The following is a 21,087-nucleotide window of genomic DNA, read 5'->3' as shown; positions in this document are numbered from 1 at the left end:
CACCGCCACGGTGACGAGGGGCGGCCGGACCACCCGGCCGCCCCTCTCCTACGCCGTGTGCCAGGCGTCCTCCGCCGCGTAGTCGAACAGATCCGGGTACACCTGGGCGAGGAGCGGGAAGCACGCCCGCCAGTCCCGCCCGCGCAGCGCCCCGGTGAGCCACTCCACCGTCTCCGGCAGGCTCTCCGCGTACGACACCACCGGCCGGTAGCCCAACTCCCGTTCGGCGGCGGACATGTCGAACACCACCGGCAGCGGCACCGACCACGGTGACCGGCCCACGGAGCCGGCCGGCGGACCGTCGAGGCAGGCGGTCTCGGCCTCCACCCCCATCACGGCGTCGATCGCGGCGCCGATCCCGGCGGCCGTCGGAGCCTGCCCGTCACAGGCGTTGAGCACCCGGGAGCCCGGCCGGGCCGCCGCCAGCCGCACCAGCTCGGCGATGTTGCGGGCACTCGACGGATGGAACCGGCTCTCCCCCCGGTACGCCAGCACCCGCCGCCTGCGCCCGTCCAGATTCCGCTTGACGAAGTACGCCTCGCGCGGCAGCGGGCTGTACGGCCCGTGCACCGCACTCGCCCGCAGCACGGTGACCGGCAATCTGCCCTCGGCGTCCAGGAGTTCACGCTCCATCTGCACCTTGCGGGTGGCGTAGGTCGCCGTGCCCGGCGCGACCGTCGGCTGGGTCTCGGCAACGGGCACCGGGTAGACCGGGAAGCCGTCCGGCTCACCCTGGGTGTCGAACCCCCGCCCCGCGCCGTCCTCGTACACGGCCACGCTGGAGAGCACCACCACCGAGCCGATCCGGTCCGCCAGAGCCGTCGACTGCCGCGCGTGCCCGGCGTCGTAGGCGACCATGTCGACCAGCAGGTCGCAGCCGTCACCCACCACGCGGGCCACGGCCGCGCCGTCGGCCCGGTCCAGCCTGACCGTGCGCACACCCTCGTCCCACGCCGCGTCCCGGCCGCCACCGCGCGAGGCGGCCGTCACCGCCCAGCCGTCCCGTGCCAGCGCCTCCACCACCGGACGGCCGATCTGCCCGCTCGCCCCGATCACCACAGCCCGCTTCATGCTCCGAGCCTAGGCAGGCGGGCCGCCGGTGCCACGGTCCTTCTGCCGAGGGCAGAGGTCAGCCGAGCGGTGCCCGCGGGAACCTGCGCTCCCGCGCGCCCTGCTCGGCCGCCTGCCGTTCCTTGACGACGCCCGCGTACTCGTCGACGTACTCCTGCCCGGACAGCGACAGGATGGCGTAGATGATCTCGTCGGTGACCGCTCGCAGCACGGCCTTCTCGTGCTCCATGCCGGCGTAGCGGGAGAAGTCGAGGGGCTCGCCGAAGCGGATGCTCACCCGACGGATCCTGGGTACGACCTTGCCGGGCGGCTGTGCCTCGAACGTGCCGATCATCGCGCAGGGCACCACCGGTACCCCGGCCGTCAGCGCCATCACGGCGACCCCGACCTTGCCCTTGTACAGCCGGCCGTCGTGCGAGCGCGTGCCCTCCGGGTAGATGCCGAGCAACTCTCCCTTGCTCAGCACCCCGAGGCCCTCGCGGATCGCCGCCTGACCCGCCTCCTTGCCGGAGCGGTCCACCGGGATCTGTCCGGCACTGCGGAAGAAGAACGCGGTGAGCCGGCCCTTCACCCCGGGGCCGGTGAAGTACTCCGCCTTGGCGAGGAAGGTGATGCGGCGTTTCAGGATCGCCGGCATCAGGAAGTGGTCCGAGAAGGACAGATGGTTGCCGGCGACGATCGCCGGACCCGAGGCGGGCACGTGCTCCAGACCTTCGATCCGGGGACGGAAGACCACTCTGAGCAGGGGGCCCAGCAGCACGTACTTGAGCAGGTGGTAGAACACGGCTCGCCCTCACTCCGTCAGGCCGGCTGCGGACCGGCGGCTCCCGGCCCGCGGGCCGGACTGCCGGCCCGCGTGCCCCTGTCATCATCTGCTGCCCGGTTGCGCCGGGCCAGTACCCGGGCCCGGCGGTGTGACGCGTCCGCCGGGCACGCACCAGGGCAGCCGCCGTTTCACCGCTGCGCGGGAGGGCGGTCCTCAGGGCAGGTCGGAGCCGCCACCGCACGACGTCGGCCGTGTCGTCGTACTCGCGCGGCTCCGCCAACCGGCGGCCGGGCAACCCCGCGTCGACGGGTCCGGGGCGCCCGCCGTCACCCGCGCCCGTACGATGGCCCGGTGCACAGCTCGGGACAGCACCCTCGGCGACCGCTCCGGCGGTGCCGCGTGCTGTCCGTACTGGCGGTGCTGATCGGGCTGCTGGGCATGCACGCCCTCGCCCCCGGCGGGGCGGGACACGCCGAGCACATCCGCAGCGGGCACGGCGCGGTCGCCCTCGGTGTCATGGACGACGGCCCCGGCGGGGACGGTCACTGCGGTGGCGGCCGGTTGCACCACGCCGATCCCACCTGCGCGTCCGGCGCCGTGAGCGGCGGGCCTCAGCTGCCCGCCCCCGGCCTCGCTGCGACCGATGCCGCCGTGCCGTCGGTCGTCCCGCGCCCGTGCGCGGTCGCGGCACCGGACGGCGCCCGCGCACCGCCCTCCCTGGCGGAACTCCAGCTTCTGCGGATCTAGAGACGCCGACGGCCGAGCACCCGCTGCGGCCGTCCTCACGCGTGCCCTGAATCCCTACAGAACAGCAGGAGTTCCCAGCATGACCAGCCGTATCCTGACGCGCCGTACCGGCCTCGCCGCGGTCGCCGTGACCACCGCCCTCGTCCTGGCCGCCTGCGGCGGCAACGGCGGCGAGGGCCACACCGGCCACGGTTCCTCCGCCGCTCCCGGCGCGTCGGCCACCCCCGGCGCGTCGGCCACCCCCGGCGCGTCGGGCGCCGCGCACAACACCCAGGACGTCGCCTTCGCGCAGGGCATGATCCCCCACCACCAGCAGGCCCTGGAGATGGCCGAACTCGCCGACGGCCGGGCCTCGTCGGCACGGGTGAAGGACCTCGCCGCCCGCATCGAGAAGGCACAGGGCCCGGAGATCCGCACCATGACCGGCTGGCTGAGGGCATGGGGCGCGCAGGTGCCCATGGCCGGCATGGACCACACGGGTCACGCCGGGATGTCCGGGATGTCCGGGATGATGAGCGACGCCGACATGACCGCCCTGAAGAAGGCCACCGGCAAGGACTTCGACACCAGGTTCCTGTCGCTGATGGTCCAGCACCACCGGGGCGCCGTCGAGATGGCCACCACCGAGAAGGACAAGGGCCGCAGCGGTGCGGCCAAGGCCATGGCGGACGGCATCGTCACCGCGCAGAACGCCGAGATCAAGGAGATGAAGCAGCTCCTCGGCACGAGCTGACGGCACGGCGGGCGGGGGACCGGTGGCGCCACCGGCCCCCCGCCCGCCCGTTCCTCAGGCCAGTACCTTCTCCAGGGCCGCGAGCGCCGACCGCAGCTCCTCCGCCGTGATGGTCAGCGGCGGCGCCAGCCGGATCGTGGAGCCGTGGGTGTCCTTGACCAGGATTCCCTCGCGCATCAGGCGCTCACTGATCTCGCGGCCGGTGCCGAGGGCAGGGTCGACGTCCACGCCGGCCCAGAGTCCGCGCGCGCGGAAACCGGCCACGCCCCTGCCGACCAGCTCGCTCAGCCCGTCCCGCAGGATCACCCCCAGCTCGGCCGCCCGGCGCTGGAACTCACCGGTCTCCAGCAGCTCGACCACGGCCGTGCCGACCGCCGCGGCGAGCGGATTGCCGCCGAACGTCGAGCCGTGCTCACCCGGATGCAGCACACCCAGCACCTCGCGCCGGGCCACCACCGCCGACACCGGCACGATGCCGCCGCCCAGCGCCTTGCCGAGCAGCACGACGTCCGGGACGACATCCTCGTGCTCGACGGCGAGGGTGCGGCCCGTGCGGCCGAGGCCCGACTGGATCTCGTCCGCGATGAACAGGCAGCCCTTGCGCTGGGTCAGCTCCCGTACCCCGGCGAGATAGCCGTCGTCCGGGATGATCACCCCGGCCTCGCCCTGGACGGGTTCGATCAGCACGGCCGCCGTCGTGTCGTCGACCGCCGCCTCCAGCGCGGCCAGGTCGTTGTACGGCACGATCCGGAAACCGGGGGTGAAGGGACCGAACCCGCTCCGGGCGGTCTCGTCCGTGGAGAAGCTGACGATGGTGGTCGTACGGCCGTGGAAGTTCTCCGCCGCGACGACGATGGTCGCCTGTCCGGCCGGGACGCCCTTGACGTCGTAGGCCCACTTGCGGGCCACCTTGACGCCGCTCTCCACCGCCTCCGCGCCGGTGTTCATCGGCAGCACCATGTCCAGGCCGGTCAGCTCGGTGAGCCGCTCGGCGAACTCCGCGAGCCGGTCGTTGTGGAAGGCGCGGGAGGTCAGCGTCAGCTGGTCGAGCTGGCGGTGGGCGGCCTCGATCAGCGCCGGGTGCCGGTGGCCGAAGTTGAGGGCCGAGTAGCCGGCCAGCATGTCGAGGTAGCGGTTGCCCTCGACGTCCTCCACCCAGGTGCCCTCGGCCCGGGCCACCACCACGGGCAACGGGTGGTAGTTGTGCGCGAGAACCGGCTCCTCCGCGCGGATCAGGTCGTCGGACGTACGGGTGCGCGCGGGTGCGGTCATCAGCGGATCTCCTGGGTGCAGCACTTGATGCCGCCGCCGGCCTTGTGGAACTCGGACAGGTCGACGGGGACGGGGATGTAACCGTGGTCGGCGAGGCGCCCGGCCAGCGCCTCGGCCTTGGGCGCGATGAAGACGTGCCGGCCGTCGGAGACGGAGTTCAGGCCGAAGGCCAGCGCGTCCTCCCGGGTGGCGAGCACCGCGTCCGGGTACAGCCGCCGCAGCACCTCCCGGCTGCCCGCCGAGAACGCCTCCGGGTAGTAGCAGATGTTGTCGTCGTCGAGGACGAAGAGCGCCGTGTCCAGGTGGTAGAAGTACGGGTCCACCAGCGTCAGGCCGATCACCGGATGACCGAGGAACTCCTGCGCCTCCCGGTGCGCCTCGCGGGTGGTGCGGAACCCGGTGCCGGCGAGCACGTAACGGCCCGTCCACACCAGGTCGCCCTCGCCCTCGGTCACCGACTCGGGGCGGTACACGTCATAGCCCGCCGTCTTGAACCAGGTGTCGTAGTGCTCCGACTCCGGGCGCCGTTCCGGAGCGTGGAACAGGGAGCCGAAGACCCGGCCGCCGACGACGAACGCCGCGTTGGCGGCGAACACCATGTCCGGCAGGCCGGGAGCCGGCTCGACGGTGTCGACGGTGTGGCCGTGGGACCGGTAGGCGCGGATCAGCGCCTGCCACTGGTCCTGGGCCAGGTCCACATCGACGGGTCGGTCGGGATGCATCCAGGGGTTGATCGCGTACTGGACGGCGAAGTGTCTGGGTTCGCAGACGAGAAAACGCCGGGAACGCGGCACACGACGTTCGGACACAGAGGGTTTCCTCCGCTTTCCTGTGTGTCACTGAGGGGTGGACACTACGGTAGGAAGCGAGACAGACGCGCGACAAGCGAAAAGAGCTGCGTAGATGCGCAGCATCGCTGCGTTGTGGCCCATGAGGACGCACGACTCCTGCGTGTCGCACAGGTCATTCCGGGGCGGCATGGGTGGCGCCCGCTTCGGGGCTTTCCGGGAGCAGATGGGACAACACCAGCACGCTGATCGTCTTCCGGATGAACGGCTCGGCGCGGATCCGCTCCAGCACCTCCTCGAAGTGCTCCACGTCCCGGGCCCGCACATGCAGCAGCGCGTCGGCGCCACCGGTCACCGTCATGCCGGCCGCGATCTCCGGATGGTTGCGGACCACCTCAGCCAGGCGCCGGGGCGGGGCCGCGCCCTCGCAGTACACCTCGACGTAAGCCTCCGTGCGCCAGCCGAGCGCCGAGGGCTTCACCGTCGCCGTGAACCCGGTGATCACCCCGGTCTCCCGCAGCCGGTCCACGCGTCGCTTGACCGCCGTGGCGGACAGCCCGATCGCCGCACCGATCTCGGCGAAGCTGGTCCGGGCGTTCCCCATGAGCGCGGTGATGATCTGGCGGTCCAGCTCGTCGAACGAGGGCGTCCTGCTGTTCATGCGGGCACTGTAACCACCCCCGCCCGCGCGCCGCGGCTCACGACTGGGTGACGACCAGCGCGAGTGTCAGCAGCCCCAGCACCACCCAGCCGAACCACAACCAGCCGTTGCTGCCGAGCGCGACCGTGTAGGCGGTCACGACGACCAGGCCGCCGACCGTGAGAGCCCCCATCGCCTTGGTGGAACCGTTCGTGGAACCGGGCATCGCGGCACCCTCCTCATGGTCCGTCCATGACCATGGTGCCCCGATTCCCGCCCGGACGGGATATGGCTGCGGGCCGGAGCCCGAACGGCTCCGGCCCGCGGGGGGAGGGCGGCTCAGCCCTCGCGCGTGTTCAGCGAGGCCAGATAGGCGTTGTACGCCTCCAGCTCCTTGTCACCGTCCCGGTCGGCGGCCCGGTCCGTGCGCCTGGCCTGTCGCTGCTCGGAGCCGTACCACTGGAACAGCAGGGCGATCAGCACCAGCACCGAGGGGATCTCGCTGAACGCCCAGGCGATGCCGCCGGCCACGTTCTGGTCCGACAGCGCGTCGATGCCGAGCGAGGCGGGAGGGTTCTGGAACGTCTCCACCATCGGCGTCGACGCCATCATCAGCGCGATCCCGAAGAACGCGTGGAACGGCATGCCCGCGAACAGCTCCAGCATCCGCATCAGATGACCCGGCCGGTGCGGACCCGGGTCGAGCCCGATGATCGGCCAGAAGAACACGACACCGACCGCGAGGAAGTGCACCATCATCGCGAGGTGCCCGGCCCTGGAGCCCATCAGGAGGTCGAACAGCGGCGTGAAGTACAGGGCGTACAGGCTCGCGATGAACAGCGGGATGGTGAACGCCGGGTGGGTGATGATCCGCATGTACCGGCTGTGCAGCAGCATCAGCAGCAGCTCGCGGGGGCCCTTGCGGCCCTTGCCCGCGGTCGGCAGCGCGCGCAGTGCCAGCGTGACCGGGGCGCCGAGCAGGATCAGGATCGGCGACAGCATGCTGATCACCATGTGCTGCACCATGTGCACACTGAACATGACCATGCCGTAGTCGTTCAGCTTGGTGCACATCACCAGCGCGATGGTGAGCACCCCGACGACGTACAGCACCGTACGGTTCACCGGCCAGGCGTCTCCGCGCCGCCGCAGCCGCAGCACTCCACAGCCGTACAGGCCCAGTCCGGCCAGGCAGGCGATGAGAAAGAACGGGTCCGCCGACCACTCGAGCCCTCGCGCCAGCGTGAACGGCGGCAGATCCATGGTCATGCCGTGCCCGCTGTGATCCATCCGCCGGCTCCTGTTTCGTGGGGGTTGTGCGATTCTGTCCGCCCCCCAGAGTAGAGCCGCCGCCGGTCACCCCGGTGACCGGGGTCCGGTGCGACGCGCCCCGAAAGGGGCGCGGGGAACCGCGCGACAAGCCACACACGACCCGCACCCGGCAGACCACCGGAACCTCAGAGAACGCACTCCGCCTCGTCGTACCGCTGGTCGGGAACCGTCTTGAGCGTCTCCACCGCCTCCGCCAGGGAGACCATGATGATGTCCGTCCCGCGCAGCGCCGTCATCATGCCGAACTCGCCCCGGTGCACGGCTTCCACCGCGTGCCACCCGAAGCGGGTCGCCAGCACCCGGTCGTACGCCGTCGGGGTGCCGCCCCGCTGCACATGCCCGAGGATCACCGGCCGGGCCTCCTTGCCGAGCCGCTGCTCCAGCTCGATCGACAGCTGCCGCGCGATGCCCGCGAAGCGCTCGTGGCCGTAGATGTCCTTGCCGCCCTCGTCGAACTCCATGGAGCCGGGGCGCGGCTTGGCCCCTTCGGCCGCGACGACGATCGCGAACCGCTTGCCGGCCTCGAACCGTTCGCCGACCTTCTTCGTCAACTCATCGATGTCGAAGGGCCGCTCGGGTACGACGACGGCGTGGGCGCCGGCCGCCATGCCGGAGTGCAGCGCGATCCAGCCGGTGTGCCGGCCCATGACCTCCACGATCAGCACGCGCTGGTGGGACTCGGCGGTGGTCTTCAGCCGGTCCAGGGCCTCGGTCGCCACGGTCACCGCGGTGTCGAAGCCGAAGGTGACGTCCGTGACGGCGATGTCGTTGTCGATGGTCTTGGGGACGCCGACGATGGGCAGCCCGTTGTCCGACAGCAGCCGGGCCGCCTTGAGCGTGCCCTCGCCGCCGATCGGGATGATCGCGTCGAGACCCAGTTCCGCGACATGGCCCCTGGCCCGCTCCACTCCGTCCCGCAGATGCTCCGGGCGGACCCGGGAGGAGCCGAGGATGGTGCCGCCGCGGGCCAGGATGCCGCCCACGGCGTCGAGGTCGAGCTTCAGGCAGTCGCCCTCCAGCAGGCCCTTCCAGCCGTCCCGGAAACCGATGACCTCGTCGCCGTGGTCGGCGACGGCACGGTGCACGACGGACCGGATGACGGCGTTCAGGCCGGGGCAGTCGCCGCCGGACGTGAGGACACCAATGCGCATAGCCCGAAATACCTTCTCAACGTGGGCCGGGTAGACCGGACCACGTTGTCCGGCGGATTCCCGGCCACCCTACCGGCGTGAGGGGGTGGCTCCGTAGCGGGCGTCCGCCTGCTGGACGCGTCCGCACATGTGAGCGGACGGCCCGTCAGGCGGGCCCGCCGGGGAATCCGCCGGACCGTGTCGAGATCCCGTCGAAGGGACGGTCGAGCGGGCTGCCGTGCCACCCTTCTCGGCTGGTTACGCGGGCTGCCGTGCGACCCTTCTCAGCCGGCCACGCGGGCTGCCGTGCGACCCTTCTCAGCCGGTCACGCTGGCTGCTGGGCGGCGGCAATGCGCTCGTTGCGCAGTGCCTCGTACCAGCGGTCGTCGATCGGCGGCAGCGCGTTGACGTCGAGCGCCAGCTTCAGCAGCAGGTCGGCGATCAGCGGATTGCGGGCGAGGACCGGCCCGTGCATGTACGTGCCGAAGACGGTCCCGTTGTACGCGCCCTCCGTGCCGTCCCCGGTGCCGTTGCCCTTGCCGATCACCGTTCGGGCGAAGGGGCGGGCCGCGGGGCCGAGATGGGTGACGCCCTGGTGGTTCTCGAAACCGGTCAGCTGGGGCAGGCCCAGCTGCGGGTCGATGTCGCCCAGCACGTCACCGACGCACCGCTCGCCCTCGCCGCGCACCGACACCACGTCGAGCAGGCCGAGGCCCGGTTCGCGCTGGCCCAGGTCGTTGATGAACTCGTGGCCGAGGATCTGGTAGCCGGCGCAGACGGAGAAGACGATCGCCCCGTTCTCCACCGCCCGCTGCAGATGTCCGTCGCGGCGCAGCCGCTCGGCCGCGAGCCGCTGCGGGCGGTCCTCGCCGCCGCCGATCAGGTAGATGTCGCCGGACGTCGGGATCGGCTGGTCGCTGCGCACGTCGAGCCGGGCCACGTCCAGGCCGCGCTGCCGGGCCCGCCGCTCCACGACGAGGGCGTTGCCCTGGTCGCCGTAGGTGCTCAGCAGGTCCGGGTAGATCCACACCAGCCGCAGTTGGTTGTCGCTCATGAGAGATCGCCCTTCGAAGATCAGTTGCCGACGCGGCGGCGCAGGTCCTGGAACGCGGTGTAGTTCGCGATGACCTCGATCCGGCCCGGCGGGCACATCTGCACGGCCTGGTCGAGGTTCTCGCAGACCTGGAAGTGCTGGTTCGCGACCTCCAGGCGGACGGCGAGGTCCAGCTTCCGGTCGCCGATCACGAAGATCGGGTGGCCGGTCAGCCGGGTGTAGTCGACGTCCCACAGCCAGGAGGTGTCGGTGCCGTCGGCCCCGCGGGCGTTCACGGACAGGATCACGGGGGCGGGCGGCGGGTCGATCAGGGAGAACGTCTCGAGCCAGCCGGCCGGGTTCTTGGCCAGCAGCAGCCGCAGGTCGCGGTTCTGGAACTGGACGACGTCGTACCGGCCGGCCACCGCCTGCACCGCGTACATCCGCTCCAGGGCGACCTGCGGCGGCACGCCGAAGACGGCGGCGACGGCCGCGGAGCTGGCCGCGTTCGCCTTGTTGGCGCGGCCCGGCAGCTGGAGGTGGATCGGCCAGGCGGACCCGTGCGGGTCGAGTACGTGATCGCCGGACAGGGCCCAGGTCGGCGTGGGCCGGCGGAAGCCGCACTCACCGCAGAACCAGTCGTCGCCGGGGCGCTGCATCACACCGCCGCACGACGGGCAGGACCAGGCGTCGTCCTTCCACATCTGCCCGGCCGCGACCCAGATCACATTCGGGGAGGAGGACGCGGCCCAGACGACCAGCGGGTCGTCGCAGTTGGCGACGATGACGGCCTTGGTGCCGGCCAGGCCCTCGCGCCAGTTCTCGGCGAGCATCCGGGTCTCGGCGGCGCGGTCCAGCTGGTCGCGGGAGAGGTTCAGCAGGGCGATGCACTTGGGGTCGGTGTCCCGGGCCACTCCGGCCAGGTACTTCTCGTCGACCTCGATGACACCGAACTTCGACTCCGAGCCGCCCGCGAGCGCGGACGTGATGCCGGCCGGCATGTTGGCGCCGAGCGCGTTCGACACGACCGGGCCCGCGGCGCGCAGCGCCTCCGCGATGAGCCGGGTGGTCGTGGTCTTGCCGTTGGTGGCGGACACCAGGACGACGTCCAGGTTGTGGGCGAGCCGCCCGAGCAGGTCGGGGTCGAGTCTCAGAGCGACCCGGCCACCGATCACCGACCCGCTGCCGCGTCCTGCGGCGCGCGATGCCGCAGCGACCGCCTTGCCCGCGGTCACGGCCAGCTTGGCCCGCGGCGAGAGCGGGTCCGAGTTGCCTGCCATCAGTTCTCGATCCTCCTTGCGTACGCGCCGCGCCTGGGGCCATCCGGCAGCGTGGTGTGAACCTCAGCCTATCGAGATCCATTCGCACACCCGAATCCCGGCCCACGCCTTGAGCGGCGGGCATGGGCTGAACGAACCGTACCCTTGCCGCCATGCGACACGGTTCCATTCCGGGCGCCCGCGGGCGCGTCCGGCCTCTCACCCTGCTCGGCGACGCGGCATTGCGCGAACCGTGCCGGGACGTCACCGACTTCGGCCCCGACCTGGCGGCCCTCGTGGAGGACTTGTTCGCCACGATGTACGCGGCCCAGGGGGTGGGCCTGGCCGCGAACCAGATCGGGGTCGGTTTGCGGGTGTTCGTCTATGACTGTCCGGATGATGAGGATGTGCGTCATCTCGGGCACGTGGTGAACCCGCGACTGGTGACGGCGGACGGCGTGGTGATCCGGGGTCCGGAGGGCTGTCTGTCCCTGCCGGGCCTGGAGGCGGGGACCGAGCGCTACGACCACGCGGTGGTCGAGGGCCGCACGGTGACGGGGGAGCCGGTCACCGTGCACGGCACGGGGTTCTTCGCCAGGTGCCTGCAGCACGAGTGCGACCACCTGGAGGGCCGCGTGTACGCGGACCGCCTGACGGGCTGGCGCGGGCGCAGACTGCGCAGGCAGGTCGAGCGGGCGCCGTGGCATCGGGTGGGTGGTCCGGCCCAGGGGCACGGGGAACCGCGCGACCGACTCCCGCGCACCCCCGGCTGACAGGCGACCGTCAGAACCCCGGACCGCCCATCCTGTCCCCCGCGGCCGCGAGCCGGCCCCACAGCAGATCGGCGAGGGACCGCACCAACTCGGCGCGCGAGCAGGGGCGTTCGCCGAGCCACCAGTCACCGGCGGCATGCATCATCCCGACGATCCCGTGCCCCCACACCCGGGCGAGCCGCTGACTCTCCGGGCCGAGGTCCACCCGCTCCTCGATGACCTGGGCCAGTTCCTCGCCCATCCGGCGCAGCAGTGGGGCGCTGTGCTTGCCGACGTCGAAACCGTGGTCGCCGCCCTGGCTCCCCTCCGCCGGGTGCATGAGGAACCGGTACACCTGGGGCCGGGCCTCGATCGCGGCGAGATAGGTGTCCAGGGTGGACTCGACCCGCTCCCGCCGGTCGGCCGGAGCGTCCAGCGCGGCCCGCAGCGAGTCCAGCAGGGCGTCGGTGTGCCGTTTGGCCAAGGCCGCGTAAAGGCCGCCCTTGTCGCCGAAGTGCCGGTACAGGATCGGCTTCGTGATACCCGCCTCCGCCGCGATCGCGTTCATCGACGCCTGCGGGCCGTCGCGCAGCACCACCCGGTCGGCGGCCTCCAGCAGCTCGCGCCGTCGGCGGTCGGCGGACCGCTGCTGATCGGTCCGCTGTGTGGTGTCCATGTGCTCTCCCCACCCGTGCTGATTCGGTGACGCCTGCGCAAAGTAACACTGACCGGGCTCCCGGCATCGAACGGGATGCCGAGGCGTCATCAACGGTTGACTTTTCCTACCGGTGAGTAACACACTCGGGTTACCGCTAGTAACACCGTACCGCCGCTGGAGGGGACATGGCCGAGTTCACCATGGAGCTGAACGACGAACAGAAGGAAGTCAAAGACTGGCTCCATGGCTTCGCCGCGGAGGTGATCCGCCCCGCGGCGGCCGAGTGGGACGAGCGCGAGGAGACCCCCTGGCCGGTGATCCAGGAGGCCGCGAAGGTCGGCATCTACTCCCTGGACTTCTACGCGCAGCAGTACTTCGACCCCACCGGCCTGGGCATCCCGATGGCCATGGAGGAGCTGTTCTGGGGCGACGCGGGCATCGCCCTGTCCATCGTCGGCACCGGTCTCGCGGCCGTGGGCGTCCTCGCCAACGGCACGGAGGAGCAGATCGGCACCTGGATCCCGCAGATGTACGGCGACCAGAACGACGTCAAGGTCGCCGCGTTCTGCTCCTCCGAGCCCGACGCCGGCTCCGACGTCGCCTCCATGCGCACGCGTGCCGTGTACGACGAGGCCAAGGACGAGTGGGTGATCAACGGCACGAAGACCTGGGCGACCAACGGCGGCATAGCCAACGTCCACGTCGTCGTCGCCGTCGTCGACCCGGCCCTGGGATCCAAGGGCCACGCCTCCTTCATCGTGCCGGCCGGCACGGCCGGTCTGTCCCAGGGGCAGAAGTTCAAGAAGCACGGCATCCGCGCCTCGCACACCGCCGAGGTCATCCTCGACAACGTCCGGGTGCCCGGCTCCTGCCTGCTCGGCGGCAAGGAGAAGCTGGACGAGCGGCTCGCCCGGGCCCGGGAGAGGGCCAAGGCATCCGGCGGGGAGAGGGTGAAGAACGCGGCCATGGCCACGTTCGAGGCGAGCCGGCCCGCCGTCGGAGCCATGGCGGTCGGCACCGCCCGGGCCGCCTACGAGGTCGCCCTCGACTACGCCATGACCCGCGAACAGTTCGGGCGGCCCATCATCGACAACCAGGGCGTGGCCTTCCAGCTCGCGGACATGCGCACGCAGATCGACGCCGCCCGCCTCCTCGTCTGGCGTGCGTCGTGGATGGCCGTGAACGGCAGGCCGTTCACCGCGGCCGAGGGGTCGATGTCGAAGCTGTTCGCCAGCGAGACCGCGAAGAAGGTGACCGCGCAGGCGATTCAGATCCTGGGCGGCAACGGGTACACCCGCGAGTACCCGGTCGAGCGGATGCACCGGGACAGCGCGATCTACACGATCTTCGAGGGCACGAGCGAGATCCAGCGGCTGGTCATCGCGCGGACCCTGGCCGGGATGCCGATCCGCTAGTGCCGTGCAGGTGCGGGCGCGACGCGGGCCGCCGGCTCGTCGTGACCGGCCGCGCGGCGCCCCGCGCCCCTCGGTCCGGCACGCTCACCGGTGCCTGAGGGGAGTGAGCTGCTCGATGTCGTACTTGGCCCGCAGCGCCTCGATCGCCTCCTGGTCCGGCGGCCCCCCGCTGCCCAGGATCTCCAGCAACTCCTCGAAGTACAGTTCGTGATCCGGCGGCGGACTCGCCTGGAAGAACATCTTGGCCGGGGTGTCCGTGGGGTTCGAGAAGGCGTGCGGGCAGCCCGGTGGTACGACGATGACCGTGCCCGGCGTCGCCCGCACCACCCGGTTGCCCGAACTCGACTCCCACTTCTGCCAGTTGTCGGGCGTGCGGATGCGCGGCTCGAAGGCGAGCACGTCCAGCTCGCCGTCGAGGACGTAGAACAGCTCCTCGCTGCGCGTGTGCACATGGGCGCCCACGTCGAAGCCCGGCGGGACCTCCACCTCGAAGGTGGAGGCCATCCGCGAGTGGGTGCCGGTGACCTTGAACGTCACCCGCTGGGCCGGCGTCTCGACGACGCGGCCGTGACCCGGCGGCACATACAGTCCCTCGGTCGTCGTCATGGGCCGCTCACCACGCCACCGGAAGGGCTTCGGGGCCCCGGATCAAGGCGCCCTTCCTGAAGAAGACCTGATCCGGAGGTACGGCGAGTCTCAGCCCCGGCACCCGGTCCAGCAGGGCGTCCGTCAGGAGTTCCTCCTCCAGCCGCGCCAGGATGCCGCCGGGGCAGTAGTGGGGACCGAAGCCGAACGCCAGGTGCGGGTTCGGGCTGCGGGAGAAGTCGATGGTCTCCGGGTCGGAAAAGACGTCCGGGTCGCGGTTGGCGGCCAGGTAGGAGATGTAGACCGGGTCGCCCGCGCGGATGCGGACCCCGCCGATCTCGACGTCCTCCAGGGCGATGCGGGACAGCCCGACCGCGTTGCGGTGCGGGATGTAGCGCAGCAGTTCGTCGATCGCCCGGGGCCGGATCTCCGGCTCCGCGCGCAGCCGGTCCACCAGGTCGGGGCGGGTCAGCAGCAGGTAGAACAGCTGCCCGCTGTTGGCGGTGACCGCCTCGCCGCCGATCTGGAGGAGGACGGCCAGGCCGACGGCCTGCTCCAGGGAGACCTCGCCCCGGCCCAGCGCGGCGCCCAGCAGCGAGGTGACGTCCTCGCCGGTGCTGTTCTCGCGCAGCCCGATCAGGTCGGAGAAGTACGCGGCCATCTCCCGTTTCGCCCGCTCGCTGACCTCCTTGCCGTGCGAGGAGGACAGGATCAGCTGGGTCCAGAGGTGCATGCTGTGCCGGTCACCGGCCGGGACGCCCATCACCTCGCAGATCACCGCGATCGGGAACGGGCTGAGCACCGCACTGGCGAGATCCGCGGGCGGCCCGCCCCGCAAGAGCTCGTCGACCAGCTCGTCCAGCATGGCGCGGGCCTTCTCCCGCACCCGCTCCACCCCCTTCGCGGTGAACGCGGCGGCCACCGCGCGGCGCAGCCGGGTGTGGTCGGGCGGATCGAGGAAGCCGACCGCGCCCCGGTCCGGGATGAAGTGCGGGGCCAGCCGGGTGACCTGCTTGTCCATGACCGCCTCACGGCTGAAGCGGGGGTCGTTGGCCACCCTGCGCACATCGTCGTACCGGGTGACCAGCCACGCCCAGCCCTCGCCGTGGGGCAGCTGGATGCGGGTCACCGGGCCCTCGGCCATCAGCTCGGCCAGCACGGGGTCGAACTGCGACCCCGGCAGGTCGAGCACCGGCCAGTGCCGTACCGGGGGCCGCACCTCGGTGAGCGTCGTCTCGCCGGTCATCCAGCGGCTCCGTCTCCGTTGACCCAGCGGCCCACCGTCATCTCGGCGGTGATGCCGGGGCCGAACCCGGCGAGCAGTCCGCGCGCCCGTTCCTCGGCCCCGCCCTCGTCGAACAGCCGGCGCAGCGCGTCCAGGACGACCGCGCTGGCGATGTTGCCGTACTCGGTCAGCGTGGCCCGGCTGAACCGGAACGCGTGCGGGTCGACCTGGAGGAACGTGCTGAGGTCGTCGAGTATTCGGGGACCGCCCGCGTGGATGATGTAGAAGTCCAGGTCGGACGCGTCCCAGCCGTGCGTGCCGGCCAGGTCCTTCAGCGCGGGGGCGAGCGGCTCCATGGTCGCGGGCACCCGCTTGTCCAGCAGGAAGTGGAAGCCGGTCGCCCGCACGTCGTACGCGATCCAGTCCTCGGTCTTCGGGATCAGGTACGAGCCGTTGCGCTCCAGGCGGACGCCCCTGCCGCCCTGTCCGCGCACCACGGCGGCGGCGATGCCGTCACCGAACAGGCCGTTGGACAGCAGCGAGCCGACGCCGAGGTCGGTGGGCTGGTAGCACAGCGAGCAGAACTCGCAGGCCACGATCAGGGCGTTGGCGTTCGGGTAGGCCGAGCAGAAGTCGTGCGCCCGGTTGATCGCCGCGCCGCCGGCCGCGCAGCCCAGCTGCGCGATGGGGAGCTGGCGGGTGGTGCTGTCGAAGTCCATCTCGTTGATCAGCCACGCCGTGAGCGAGGGCATCATGAAGCCCGTGCACGACACGTAGATGATCACGTCGATGTCGCTGGTGAGCAGCTCCGCGTCGTCCAGCGCGCGCTGGATCACCGCGGGTACCCGGGCCTTGGCCTCGGCCTCGTAGAGCTTGTTGCGGTCCTCGAAGCCAGGGTGCTTGAGGGTCTCCTCGATGGGCTGGACGATGTGTCTCGTCCTGACGCCGGTGTTCTCGATCAGCCTGAGGGCCAGTGGCAATTGGGGGTGGTCCGCGTGGTGGGAGCGTGCCAGCTCCAGCGTCTCCTCCATGGTGATCACGTACTCCGGGACCGACACCGTGGGCCTGCACAAAGTCGCCATGAACCGTCCCTGCTTTCCGTGTTCCGGAAGACCTCCGCCCACCGGTCAGAAGGTGGGGCCACCCCTAGGGGTGCTCCACCCACCGTCACCCGGGAGGGCGACGATCTCGCGCTGGGTTACTCCGAATCGGGGACCCGGCGTCAGGCTCGGACGCGGATTTCTGCGGCCGGACGAGGGAAAACGCCATGACCGCTGTTATGGCCGAAGAGCCGCTGGGGAACGCCGTCCGGGCACGCGCCCGCGGCCCCGGCGGCCGACCGGTGCGGCGATTTCTTCGATGTCCCGCGGAGCCGGCACCGGATCCGGCCGCCCGGGTGACGGGGGCGGTGCCAAGGGCCCTGGACGCCGGTGCGCTGGCCGTGGGCCCGGCCCGTGGCGCACGGCGGACTGCGCCAGGCGTACGAGGCGATGTTCAGGGCCGCACTGCGACCCGCGCCCCAGCCGTGCCCTACGGCGCCCCGCTGCTGTGCGCGATGCACGCCACGTCGATGCGGTCCGCCAGCTTCGCCAGCTCGATGGTCAAAGCGGCGACCGTGTCCTCGTCCAGTGCCTGCTCCCCGGCCTCGACAAGATGCAGCCACCGCGCACCGACGGTCCGCAACAACTTACTCACGTCGGCCGCCGCCACCTGCAAGGCACCGCGGTCGTCGACGATCAGAGGCAGGGTCACTTCGCGGTTCACAAAACGGGATGGTAGCCGCGCAGCGCTCACGCACCCTGCCAAACCGTGGTGATGTTGCAGAACTCCCTGATTCCGTGCCCGGACAGCTCACGCCCGTACCCCGAGCGCTTCACGCCGCCGAACGGGAACGCCGGATGGGAGGCGGTCATGCCGTTGACGTACACGGAACCGGCCTCCAGGTCCCGCGCGAACCGCTCCACCTCGTTCTCGTCCCGCGTCCACACGTTCGAACTCAGCCCGAACGGCGTGTCGTTGGCGATCAGCACCGCCTCGTCCAGGTCGTCCGCCCGGTACAGCGTGGCGACCGGACCGAACGCCTCCTCGCGATGGATGCGCATCTCCCGGGTGATGCCGGCCAGGACGGTCGGCGGGTAGTACCAGCCGGGTCCGTCGGGACGCTCCCCGCCGCACAGCACCTGTGCCCCGCTCCGCCTGGCGTCGTCGACCAGCTCCTCCAGGTCCTTCCTGCCCTGCTCGCTGGCGAGCGGCCCGACCTCGGTGTCCTCCGCCAGCGGGTCGCCGAGCCTGAGAGCCTTCATGGCCGCGACGAACTTCTCGGCGAAGACGTCGTAGACGCCGGTGTGCACGATGAACCGCTTGGCGGCGATGCAGGACTGCCCGTTGTTCTGCACGCGCGCGGTCACCGCCACCTCTGCCGCGCGGTCCAGGTCGGCGGAGGGCATGACGACGTAGGGGTCGCTGCCGCCCAGCTCCAGAACCGTCTTCTTGATCATCTCCCCGGAGGTGGCGGCGACCGCCCGCCCCGCGGGCTCGCTGCCGGTCAGGGTGGCGGCCTTCACGCGTTCGTCGCGCAGGATGTCGTCCACCGCGCCGGAGCCGATCAGCAGCGTCTGGAAGCAGCCCTCAGGGAAACCCGCCCGGTGGAAGAGATCCTCCAGGTACAGGGCGGTCTGGGGGACGTTGGAGGCGTGCTTGAGCAGGCCGACGTTACCGGCCATCAGGGCGGGTGCGGCGAACCGGATCACCTGCCAGAGGGGGAAGTTCCAGGGCATCACCGCGAGGACCGGGCCGAGCGGGCGGTACCGTACCCGCACCCGGGAGGCGCCGGAGTCCGTCACGTCCGATTCGGGCGGCTCCTCGTCGGCGAGCAGGCCCTCGGCGCGCTCCGCGTACCAGCGCATCGCCTTGGCGCACTTGGCGGCCTCCGCGCGGGCCTGTTTGACCGGCTTGCCCATCTCGGTGGTCATGACCCGGCCGATCTCCCGCTGGTCCTCCTCCAGCAGGTCGGCGGCCTTGTTCAGCAAGCGGGCGCGGTCGGCGAACGAGGTCGTCCGGTACGTGCGGAAGGTGGCCTCGGCGAGCTGGAGCCGGCGTTCCAGCTCCTCCTCGCCCATGGGCTCGTACGTCTTGAGCGTCTCGCCGTTCGCCGGGTTCACCGTCGCGATGGGCATGGCTGACCTCCCTGGGAGCGGGCTTGTCTCGACCTTCGCGCGCGACCGTGTCCGTCGCAACGCGAAAGGCCCCGGTTCAGCCCGAGTGCTCCGCCAGCCGGTCGAGAAACGCGGCCTGCGCCGTGATGATCACCGCACGGGCCCGGTCCAGTCCGAGCCACGCCACCCGGTCCAGCTCCGGGAACTCCTGCGTCCGGCCGGACCGCGGCGGCCACTCCATGGTGAAGGTGCCCGGCTCGATCGTCTCCGGGTCGAGGTCCGCCTCCACCGCCCACGCCGTGACGATCTTGCCGTTGGACTGCACGACCTCGCCGAGCGGTACGGCCTCGCCGTCCGGCGGCGCCAGCCCCAGTTCCTCCTGGAACTCCCGCCGGGCCGCCTCCCAGGCCGGCTCGTCCGCCTCGTACTCGCCCTTCGGTACGGTCCAGGCCCCCGCGTCCTTCTTCGCGAAGAAGGGGCCGCCCATATGGCCGAGCAACACCTCCAGCCCCTCGTCGGTGCGCCGGAACAGCAACAGTCCCGCACTGCGCTTCGTCGTGCGCACCATCACGGCCTGACCTCCGGGTGGGCTGCCAGCAGGGTCTCCACGGTATCGGCCTCCTCGGGGCGCTTGTCCTCGCGGTAGCGGATCACGCGGGCGAACCGGAGGGTGACGCCCGCCGGGTAGCGCGAGGAGCGCTGAAGGCCGTCGTAGGCAATCTCGACGACGAGCTCGGGGCGGACCCGGATTCCCCAGCCGTGGTCCTCGACCGCCAGTTCCTGGAGCCGCTCGGTCTGCCAGGCGAGCATCGCGTCCGTCATGCCCTTGAAGGTCTTGCCGAGCATGGCGAAGGTGCCGTCCGGGGTGCGGGCGCCCAGGTGGAGGTTGGACAGCCTGCCGGTGCGGCGGCCGTGCCCCCACTCGGCGGCCAGCACCACCAGGTCGAGGGTGTGGACGGGCTTGACCTTGAGCCAGGCGGCGCCCCGCCGGCCCGCGCTGTAGGCCGCGTCGAGCGCCTTGACCACCACGCCCTCGTGACCGCGGGACAGGGTGTCGGCGAGGAACCGTTCCGCAGCCGGCAGGTCGTCCGGTCCCGAGACCGCCGTGCGCCGGACCCGCATCGGCTCGGGCACCAGCCGGGCCAGCTCCGCGTGCCGCTCGGCGAACGGCAGGTCGAGCAGGTCGCGGCCGTCGACCGAGAGGGCGTCGAAGAACACGGGGGAGACCGGAGTGCCCTCGGCGGCCTTCGCCACGTCCGTGCGCGAGCCGACCCGGCCCGCCGTCTCCTGGAAGGACCGGGGCCGGCCCGCCGCGTCGAAGGAGATCACCTCGCCGTCCAGGATGAACCGATCACCCCTCAACTCCATTGCGGCGGCGGTCACTTCGGGCAGCCGGTCGGTGATGTCGTCCAGGGTGCGGGTGTGCACCCGGACCGTGTCGCCCTCCCGGTGCACCTGGACCCGGATGCCGTCCAGCTTCTCCTCCACCACGCAGGCGCCCAGCTTCTCGACGGCCTCGGCGACCGAGGACGCGCTGTGCGCCAGCATCGGCAGCACCGGGCGGCCCACGGTGAGCCGGAACCGCTCAAGTGCGGCGGGCCCCTCGCCGAGCAGGGCCTGGGCCACCGTCTGCAGCGACCCGGCGAGCATCACGGCCCGCCGCACCCCCGCCGGGTCCGCGCCGGTCGCCTGGGCGAGGCCCTCCACCGCGACCGCGTCCAGGGCGCCCTGGCGCACCTCACCGGTGAGCAGGCCGAGCAGGAAGCGCTGCTCCTCCTCGGTGGCCGCGCCCATCAGCTCGCCGACGATCCGGGTCCGCTCCGCCTGGGAGCCCGGGCCGGACACCTTGCCCAGCTCGGTGAGCCGGGCGTCGACCTCCCGGACCGTGAGAGCGGGCCCGGCGGCGGGCGGCACCGGGCGGCCGAGCACCTTCCAGCCGACCCCGAGCCGGCCCTGCGGCAGCCGGCCGGCCAGGTAGGGGATGACGATCGGGACGTCGTCCGCCTCGGCATCCCGGAACAGCTCCGCGAGCAGCGCGGTCTTGCGGGACCGCGCCGCCGTCGCGGCGACCTCCCGGGACACCTCGGCCAACCGGGTCAGCAGCATGCAGTCATGGTGCCTCAGCGCTCCGCGGGATGCGCGGTTCCCCAGGGGGCGCCGTCCCTCGCCGCCGCGCCGTGGCCGGTCGCGCAGTTCCCCGCGCCGCCAGGGGGTGTCCCGCGGTCGCGTGGTGGCCGGTCGCGCAGTTCCTCGTGCCGCCAGGGGGCATCCCGCCGCCGCGTCGTGGCCGTTCGCGCAGTTCCCCGCGTGCCCGGAGCGTGCTGCGGTCGGCCGAGGGTCGGCTGAGGGTCGGCCGAGGGACGGCCGGGGGTCGGCGTTGCCTCAGCCCGTGATGATCACTAAAGTCGGTCGGGTGACTGCCGGGTCGGCCATGGGCCATACACGAGTGAGCTTCCCGGCCTCGGCGTGAGCGCGAGGCGGGCCCGAGCCCCGCCGCACCTCCGAGTCCTTCTGCCCGGCGCCCG

The 21,087-nt window shown here is 71.6% G+C and carries 22 protein-coding genes; 4 read left to right on the top strand and 18 right to left on the bottom strand.

Features of this window, described 5'->3' with window-relative positions:
- Positions 1-48: 48 nt before the first annotated feature.
- The gene (locus ACIGYR_RS30105; RefSeq protein WP_399604970.1) at positions 49-1,071 is read right to left on the bottom strand and encodes an NAD-dependent epimerase/dehydratase family protein; all 1,023 of its coding nucleotides are present in this window, start codon (positions 1,069-1,071) and stop codon (positions 49-51) included.
- A gap of 58 nt (positions 1,072-1,129) precedes the next feature.
- The gene (locus ACIGYR_RS30100; RefSeq protein WP_391843410.1) at positions 1,130-1,855 is read right to left on the bottom strand and encodes a lysophospholipid acyltransferase family protein; all 726 of its coding nucleotides are present in this window, start codon (positions 1,853-1,855) and stop codon (positions 1,130-1,132) included.
- A gap of 381 nt (positions 1,856-2,236) precedes the next feature.
- Between ACIGYR_RS30100 and ACIGYR_RS30095 the strand changes: the two genes are divergently transcribed.
- Together ACIGYR_RS30095 and ACIGYR_RS30090 are read left to right on the top strand one after the other, a co-directional pair.
- Positions 2,237-2,584, top strand: a complete 348-nt coding sequence (locus tag ACIGYR_RS30095) for a DUF6153 family protein (RefSeq protein ID WP_399604972.1) — start codon at positions 2,237-2,239, stop codon at positions 2,582-2,584.
- Between the two features lie 79 nt (positions 2,585-2,663).
- Positions 2,664-3,317, top strand: coding sequence for a DUF305 domain-containing protein (locus tag ACIGYR_RS30090; RefSeq protein ID WP_399604974.1), 654 nt, complete (start codon positions 2,664-2,666; stop codon positions 3,315-3,317).
- 54 nt (positions 3,318-3,371) lie between these two features.
- Here ACIGYR_RS30090 and rocD read toward each other — a convergent pair whose 3' ends face one another.
- The 8 genes from rocD to ACIGYR_RS30050 form a co-directional block, all read right to left on the bottom strand.
- The gene (rocD, locus tag ACIGYR_RS30085; RefSeq protein ID WP_391843416.1) at positions 3,372-4,589 is read right to left on the bottom strand and encodes an ornithine--oxo-acid transaminase; all 1,218 of its coding nucleotides are present in this window, start codon (positions 4,587-4,589) and stop codon (positions 3,372-3,374) included.
- Positions 4,589-5,398, bottom strand: coding sequence for a dimethylargininase (gene ddaH / locus ACIGYR_RS30080; RefSeq protein WP_391843418.1), 810 nt, complete (start codon positions 5,396-5,398; stop codon positions 4,589-4,591). The genes rocD and ddaH overlap by 1 nt, the downstream gene beginning before the upstream one ends.
- A 154-nt stretch (positions 5,399-5,552) precedes the next feature.
- Entirely contained in the window at positions 5,553-6,038 is a 486-nt protein-coding gene (locus tag ACIGYR_RS30075) for an Lrp/AsnC family transcriptional regulator (RefSeq protein WP_391843420.1), read from the bottom strand.
- A 37-nt stretch (positions 6,039-6,075) separates the two neighbouring features.
- Positions 6,076-6,243, bottom strand: coding sequence for a hypothetical protein (locus tag ACIGYR_RS30070; RefSeq protein ID WP_391843422.1), 168 nt, complete (start codon positions 6,241-6,243; stop codon positions 6,076-6,078).
- Between the two features lie 113 nt (positions 6,244-6,356).
- Complete coding sequence (locus tag ACIGYR_RS30065; protein ID WP_399604977.1) at positions 6,357-7,307, bottom strand: cytochrome c oxidase assembly protein; 951 nt, start codon at positions 7,305-7,307, stop codon at positions 6,357-6,359.
- A 167-nt stretch (positions 7,308-7,474) separates the two neighbouring features.
- Positions 7,475-8,500: a 6-phosphofructokinase gene (locus ACIGYR_RS30060; protein WP_391843426.1), complete on the bottom strand. Its 1,026-nt coding sequence runs from the start codon at positions 8,498-8,500 to the stop codon at positions 7,475-7,477.
- A 305-nt stretch (positions 8,501-8,805) separates the two neighbouring features.
- Positions 8,806-9,534, bottom strand: a complete 729-nt coding sequence (locus ACIGYR_RS30055) for a type 1 glutamine amidotransferase (protein ID WP_391843428.1) — start codon at positions 9,532-9,534, stop codon at positions 8,806-8,808.
- A 20-nt stretch (positions 9,535-9,554) separates the two neighbouring features.
- A complete protein-coding gene (locus ACIGYR_RS30050) occupies positions 9,555-10,793 on the bottom strand; it encodes a MurT ligase domain-containing protein (protein ID WP_391843430.1) in 1,239 nt (412 codons plus the stop codon).
- 152 nt (positions 10,794-10,945) lie between these two features.
- Here ACIGYR_RS30050 and def point away from each other — a divergent pair, with 152 nt between their 5' ends.
- The gene (gene def / locus ACIGYR_RS30045) at positions 10,946-11,545 is read left to right on the top strand and encodes a peptide deformylase (protein ID WP_391843432.1); all 600 of its coding nucleotides are present in this window, start codon (positions 10,946-10,948) and stop codon (positions 11,543-11,545) included.
- A gap of 10 nt (positions 11,546-11,555) precedes the next feature.
- Here the strand turns inward: def and ACIGYR_RS30040 are convergent, their stop codons facing one another.
- Positions 11,556-12,200: a TetR family transcriptional regulator gene (locus tag ACIGYR_RS30040; RefSeq protein ID WP_391843434.1), complete on the bottom strand. Its 645-nt coding sequence runs from the start codon at positions 12,198-12,200 to the stop codon at positions 11,556-11,558.
- A gap of 167 nt (positions 12,201-12,367) precedes the next feature.
- Between ACIGYR_RS30040 and ACIGYR_RS30035 the strand changes: the two genes are divergently transcribed.
- Positions 12,368-13,597, top strand: a complete 1,230-nt coding sequence (locus tag ACIGYR_RS30035) for an acyl-CoA dehydrogenase family protein (protein ID WP_391843436.1) — start codon at positions 12,368-12,370, stop codon at positions 13,595-13,597.
- Positions 13,598-13,681: 84 nt separating this feature from the next.
- Here the strand turns inward: ACIGYR_RS30035 and ACIGYR_RS30030 are convergent, their stop codons facing one another.
- The 7 genes from ACIGYR_RS30030 to ACIGYR_RS30000 all read right to left on the bottom strand — a co-directional run bounded on the left by ACIGYR_RS30030 (position 13,682) and on the right by ACIGYR_RS30000 (position 20,668).
- Positions 13,682-14,203: a cupin domain-containing protein gene (locus tag ACIGYR_RS30030; protein ID WP_391843438.1), complete on the bottom strand. Its 522-nt coding sequence runs from the start codon at positions 14,201-14,203 to the stop codon at positions 13,682-13,684.
- Positions 14,204-14,210: 7 nt separating this feature from the next.
- Positions 14,211-15,428, bottom strand: a complete 1,218-nt coding sequence (locus ACIGYR_RS30025; RefSeq protein ID WP_399604980.1) for a cytochrome P450 — start codon at positions 15,426-15,428, stop codon at positions 14,211-14,213.
- On the bottom strand, positions 15,425-16,489 hold the full coding sequence (locus ACIGYR_RS30020; RefSeq protein ID WP_399604982.1) for a type III polyketide synthase: 1,065 nt from the start codon (positions 16,487-16,489) through the stop codon (positions 15,425-15,427). The genes ACIGYR_RS30025 and ACIGYR_RS30020 overlap by 4 nt, the downstream gene beginning before the upstream one ends.
- 448 nt (positions 16,490-16,937) lie before the next feature.
- Entirely contained in the window at positions 16,938-17,171 is a 234-nt protein-coding gene (locus ACIGYR_RS30015; RefSeq protein ID WP_391843445.1) for a DUF6213 family protein, read from the bottom strand.
- A 26-nt stretch (positions 17,172-17,197) separates the two neighbouring features.
- Complete coding sequence (locus ACIGYR_RS30010; protein ID WP_399604985.1) at positions 17,198-18,583, bottom strand: NADP-dependent succinic semialdehyde dehydrogenase; 1,386 nt, start codon at positions 18,581-18,583, stop codon at positions 17,198-17,200.
- Between the two features lie 76 nt (positions 18,584-18,659).
- A complete protein-coding gene (locus tag ACIGYR_RS30005) occupies positions 18,660-19,130 on the bottom strand; it encodes an NUDIX domain-containing protein (RefSeq protein WP_399604987.1) in 471 nt (156 codons plus the stop codon).
- Complete coding sequence (locus ACIGYR_RS30000) at positions 19,130-20,668, bottom strand: ATP-dependent DNA ligase (RefSeq protein ID WP_399604988.1); 1,539 nt, start codon at positions 20,666-20,668, stop codon at positions 19,130-19,132. The genes ACIGYR_RS30005 and ACIGYR_RS30000 overlap by 1 nt, the downstream gene beginning before the upstream one ends.
- Between the last annotated feature and the right edge of the window lie 419 nt (positions 20,669-21,087).

Origin of the sequence: Streptomyces sp. NPDC053076 (assembly GCF_044546845.1) — a bacterium.
Lineage (GTDB): Bacteria > Actinomycetota > Actinomycetes > Streptomycetales > Streptomycetaceae > Streptomyces.
This window is presented reverse-complemented; position numbering and strand designations above follow the sequence as displayed.

Coding starts and splice junctions, on each gene's coding strand:
- ACIGYR_RS30105 (WP_399604970.1), bottom strand. CDS start 1,071: ATGAAGCGGGCTGTGGTGATCGGGGCGAGCGGGCAGATCGGCCGTCCG.
- ACIGYR_RS30090 (WP_399604974.1), top strand. CDS start 2,664: ATGACCAGCCGTATCCTGACGCGCCGTACCGGCCTCGCCGCGGTCGCC.
- rocD (WP_391843416.1), bottom strand. CDS start 4,589: ATGACCGCACCCGCGCGCACCCGTACGTCCGACGACCTGATCCGCGCG.
- ACIGYR_RS30075 (WP_391843420.1), bottom strand. CDS start 6,038: ATGAACAGCAGGACGCCCTCGTTCGACGAGCTGGACCGCCAGATCATC.
- ACIGYR_RS30070 (WP_391843422.1), bottom strand. CDS start 6,243: ATGCCCGGTTCCACGAACGGTTCCACCAAGGCGATGGGGGCTCTCACG.
- ACIGYR_RS30065 (WP_399604977.1), bottom strand. CDS start 7,307: ATGGATCACAGCGGGCACGGCATGACCATGGATCTGCCGCCGTTCACG.
- ACIGYR_RS30060 (WP_391843426.1), bottom strand. CDS start 8,500: ATGCGCATTGGTGTCCTCACGTCCGGCGGCGACTGCCCCGGCCTGAAC.
- ACIGYR_RS30055 (WP_391843428.1), bottom strand. CDS start 9,534: ATGAGCGACAACCAACTGCGGCTGGTGTGGATCTACCCGGACCTGCTG.
- ACIGYR_RS30050 (WP_391843430.1), bottom strand. CDS start 10,793: ATGGCAGGCAACTCGGACCCGCTCTCGCCGCGGGCCAAGCTGGCCGTG.
- def (WP_391843432.1), top strand. CDS start 10,946: ATGCGACACGGTTCCATTCCGGGCGCCCGCGGGCGCGTCCGGCCTCTC.
- ACIGYR_RS30040 (WP_391843434.1), bottom strand. CDS start 12,200: ATGGACACCACACAGCGGACCGATCAGCAGCGGTCCGCCGACCGCCGA.
- ACIGYR_RS30035 (WP_391843436.1), top strand. CDS start 12,368: ATGGCCGAGTTCACCATGGAGCTGAACGACGAACAGAAGGAAGTCAAA.
- ACIGYR_RS30030 (WP_391843438.1), bottom strand. CDS start 14,203: ATGACGACGACCGAGGGACTGTATGTGCCGCCGGGTCACGGCCGCGTC.
- ACIGYR_RS30025 (WP_399604980.1), bottom strand. CDS start 15,428: ATGACCGGCGAGACGACGCTCACCGAGGTGCGGCCCCCGGTACGGCAC.
- ACIGYR_RS30020 (WP_399604982.1), bottom strand. CDS start 16,489: ATGGCGACTTTGTGCAGGCCCACGGTGTCGGTCCCGGAGTACGTGATC.
- ACIGYR_RS30010 (WP_399604985.1), bottom strand. CDS start 18,583: ATGCCCATCGCGACGGTGAACCCGGCGAACGGCGAGACGCTCAAGACG.
- ACIGYR_RS30005 (WP_399604987.1), bottom strand. CDS start 19,130: ATGGTGCGCACGACGAAGCGCAGTGCGGGACTGTTGCTGTTCCGGCGC.
- ACIGYR_RS30000 (WP_399604988.1), bottom strand. CDS start 20,668: ATGCTGCTGACCCGGTTGGCCGAGGTGTCCCGGGAGGTCGCCGCGACG.